General features: G+C 61.0%; 3 protein-coding genes. All 3 read left to right on the top strand.

The annotated features are described in order from the left end of the window. Nucleotides 1–182 precede the first annotated feature (182 nt). From serS to WMO66_RS00565, 3 genes are read left to right on the top strand one after another with little or no spacing between them, the layout of a single operon-like run. Nucleotides 183–1478 (top strand): serine--tRNA ligase, encoded by a 1296-nt coding sequence (serS, locus tag WMO66_RS00575; RefSeq protein WP_349134462.1) that lies wholly within the window; start codon nt 183–185, stop codon nt 1476–1478. 17 nt (nt 1479–1495) lie between these two features. Next, nucleotides 1496–1951, top strand: coding sequence for a large-conductance mechanosensitive channel protein MscL (gene mscL, locus WMO66_RS00570; protein ID WP_349134461.1), 456 nt, complete (start codon nt 1496–1498; stop codon nt 1949–1951). Between the two features lie 19 nt (nt 1952–1970). Next, a complete protein-coding gene (locus tag WMO66_RS00565; protein WP_349134460.1) occupies nt 1971–2447 on the top strand; it encodes a hypothetical protein in 477 nt (158 codons plus the stop codon). Nucleotides 2448–2533 lie beyond the last annotated feature (86 nt).

The following is a 2533-nucleotide window of genomic DNA, read 5'->3' as shown; positions in this document are numbered from 1 at the left end:
TGATTCAATCAGCAAGAGCGGATGGCGAGAGATTTTTTGGCAAGTCGAGGTATGGAAAACGCAGGAATACTTTGTGTCTTTCAAGTTTTTCATACCGATGGATTGACGAAAAAGATCCGGCATCCGCCGCAGATGATTGATTCAGAGCTTCCGTAGAACTGATTTATTGAGGTGACTGAATAATGCTGGATATCAAACGAATCAAGGACGATCCCGAGGCGGTCAAGGCCGGTCTGCGGGCCAAGGAGGTCGACTGCGACGCTGCCGTCGACCGCATTCTGGAGCTGGACGCTCAGCGCCGCGCCCTCATCCTCTCAACGGAGACGGATAAGGCCGAGCAGAACCGCGTCTCGAAGGAAATTCCGAAGCGCAAGAAGGCGGGCGAGGATGTAGCGCCGATCTTCGAGCGTATGGCCGAGCTGAAGGCCCAGATCGCCCAGAACGACCAGAAGCTGACGGACGTCGAGGCGGAGTACCGCACGCTGATGCTGTCTCTGCCGAACCTGCCGGACCCCGACCTCAAGCCGGGCGGCAAGGAGAACAATGAGCCGCTGCGCTATTACGGCGAGCCGCATCACTTCGACTTCGAGCCGAAGCACCATGTGGACCTGTGCACGGACCTCGGCCTCATCGACTATGAGCGCGGCACGCGTCTGGCGGGCTCCGGCTTCTGGATCTACCGCGGCATGGGCGCGCGCCTCGAGTGGGCCCTGCTCAACTATTTCATCGACGAGCACCTGAAGGACGGCTACGAGATGGTCGGCCTGCCCCTGATGCTCGAGTACCAGTGCGGCGAGACCGCGGGACAGTTCCCCAAATTCGCCGACGAGGTCTATAAGATCGAGAATCCGACGGACGACCGCATGCACTTCATGCTCCCGACGGCCGAGACGGCCCTCGCCTCCCTGCACCGCGGCGAGATTCTCGCCGAGAGCGACCTGCCGCACAAGCTGTTCGCCTATACGCCGTGCTTCCGCCGCGAGGCGGGCTCCCACCGCGCCGACGAGCGCGGCATGGTCCGCGGCCACCAGTTCAACAAGATCGAGATGTTCCAGTACACCCTGCCCGAGAAGTCGGACGAGGCCTTCGAGGAGCTGGTCGGCAAGGCCGAGCGCCTGGTCAAGGGGCTGGGCTTCCACTTCCGCACCGTCAAGCTCGCCGCGGGCGACTGCTCGGCCTCCATGGCGCGGACGTATGACATTGAAATTCAGATCCCGTCCATGAACGGCTACAAGGAGGTCTCCTCCGTTTCGAACGCGCGCGACTATCAGGCGCGCCGCGGCAACATCCGCTTCCGCCGCGAGGCCACGGGCAAGACGGAATTCGTCCACACCCTCAACGGCTCCGGTCTGGCCACGTCCCGCATCTTCCCCGCCATGGTCGAGCAGAACCAGCGTGCCGACGGCTCCGTCGTTGTGCCGGAGGTCCTGCGCAAGTACCTCGGCGGTCTTGAAGTACTCGAAAAGAAGAACTTCTGAGAAGGAGAGAGGATACTATGGGGAAGAAAAAGAGCGGATTTCTGAAGGAATTTAAGGAATTTGCCATGAAGGGCAATATGCTCGACCTTGCAGTCGGCGTCATCGTCGGCGGTGCATTCAAGACGGTCGTCGATGCCCTGACGAACAGCGTCATCATGCCGGTCGTGTCCATGTTCCTCGGCGGCCTCAGCTTTGAGGAGTGGAAGATCCGTCTGCCGCAGTTCTTCGGCGAAAAGCTGGACGAAAACGGAGAGGTCATCGTAAACTACCTGCGTTTCGGCGACTTCCTGTCCGCGTTCATCAACTTCGTCATCATGGCTTTTGTCGTGTTCCTGATCGTCAAGACCGTCAATCGCCTGCGTGAGGCCGGGGAAAAGCACCGCAAGAAGGAGGCAGAGGCCCCTGCCGCGCCTCCCGAGCCGACGAAGGAGGAGCAGCTGCTCACGGAGATCCGCGACCTGCTCAAAAAGTGAGCCGAAGGGAGCACCCGATATGAAGCGAATCTGCATCCTCTGCCTGCTGGCCGCTCTCCTGCTCGGCGCCTGCGGCCTGGCCGACGCGCCCTATATGGAGCCGGTCCGCACCTACTGCGCCGCCCTGCAGGACGACGATTTCACCCGCCTGCAGGAGGCCATCCCCCCCGCCGTGCTCAATGCGGACGGCTTCGATGCCGGTGAGCTGGCCAATGTGCGCGATTCGTTCGCCAAGGGCAGCAGCAACGACTATGACATCACGCCAAAGGAGCTGGACAGCCGCCGCATCCCCGAGAGCGGCTGCCGCGTGCTCGAGGATTATTTCCGCCAGCAGTATGACTGGATCATGACCGTCGACGAGGCACGGCTCGTCAAATTCCGCGTTTCGTTCACGGGCGAGCTGGATGGCCAGCTCAATGTCCGCGCCGTGTGCTACCAAACCGGCGGGCACTGGTACCTTGACCTCAGCGCCGTGAATCTGAACCTGTTCAGCTGAATGAAAGCAAAAGCGGAGAGCGCAGGCTCTCCGCTTGTTGTATCGTAAAGACATTGATCGCGCGTTGTAGGGGAGCGGCATGCCGC

It is taken from the genome of Faecousia intestinalis (assembly GCF_040096185.1).
GTDB lineage: Bacteria > Bacillota > Clostridia > Oscillospirales > Oscillospiraceae > JAZOXB01.
This window is presented reverse-complemented; position numbering and strand designations above follow the sequence as displayed.